Source organism: Mesorhizobium sp. M0166, assembly GCF_040322255.1.
Lineage (GTDB): Bacteria > Pseudomonadota > Alphaproteobacteria > Rhizobiales > Rhizobiaceae > Mesorhizobium.
In genome coordinates this window covers 1-1054 of the sequence record NZ_JAMYTD010000108.1, presented here as the reverse complement: position 1 = coordinate 1054, position 1054 = coordinate 1, and the positions used below count along the sequence as shown (strand labels likewise).

The window sequence follows — 1054 nt, the reverse complement described above, 5'->3', positions numbered from 1 at the left end:
CTAGAGCGGTTCCCCCTTTGACGGAATCAAAGGGGATTCCAGATTTATCTGTTTTGTGATTCAAGATGCTGGCTGGAGTGGAGGCCAGCATCGGATGACCCGACCTCTTTCCAATGATCTTCGCGAGCGGGTGGTGGCGGCGGTTATGAGTGGCGAGAGCCGCCGGTCGGCCGCCAAACGGTTCGGCATTGCGGTTTCGACGGCAGTGAAGTTGTTGCAGCGCCATCAATCGACCGGCTCGGTCGCGCCGGGCAAGATGGGTGGACATCGCAAGAGGTTGCTGGAGCCGCACCGTGCCTTCATCGAGACGCGTATACGTGAGACACCGCATCTGACGCTGCACGGTTTGAAGGACGAGTTGGCCGCACGCGGGGTCAAGGTCTCGCACAACGCGGTGTGGTCGTTCCTGCGCCGTGAAGGCCTGAGCTTCAAAAAAAACGCTGTTCGCCCTTGAGCAGGCGCGCGCCGATATTGCCCGCAGGCGCCAACGATGGCGCTCCTGGCAGGCCGGCCTCGATCCGCAGCATCTGGTCTTCATCGATGAGACCTGGATCAAAACCAACATGGCTCCGCTGCGCGGTTGGGGGCCAAAGGGCAAGCGGCTGCGCGGCCTGGCTCCGCACGGCCACTGGCGCACGCTGACCTTCCTCGGCGCGCTGCGCAGCGATAGGCTCGCGGCACCTTGCGTCTTCGACGGGCCAATCAACGGCCAATGCTTCCGCGCCTATGTCGAGCAGCAGCTCATCACCGTGCTGAAACCCGGCGACATCGTCGTCATGGATAATCTGGGAAGTCATAAGTCGGCGGCGATCAGGCAGATGATCAAGGCTGCCGGCGCCAGGCTTTGGTACCTACCGCCCTACTCCCCAGACCTCAATCCGATCGAGCAGGCCTTTGCCAAAATCAAACACTGGATGCGCCAAGCTCAGAAACGTACCGTCGAGGACACTTGGCGCCACATCGGCCACCTCGTTGCGACGATCGAACCCGGCGAATGCAAGAACTACTTCGCAAACGCCGGATACGCTTCCGTCAAAACGTGAAAGACTCTAGC

At 60.9% G+C, this 1054-nt stretch carries 1 protein-coding gene; it reads left to right on the top strand.

The annotated features are described in order from the left end of the window. The first annotated feature begins 94 nt into the window (after positions 1-94). A protein-coding gene (locus tag NKJ46_RS34610; RefSeq protein ID WP_352671829.1) for an IS630 family transposase occupies positions 95-1043 on the top strand; the annotation gives its coding sequence in 2 pieces (ribosomal slippage) (positions 95-430 and positions 432-1043; 948 coding nt in all). Positions 1044-1054 lie beyond the last annotated feature (11 nt).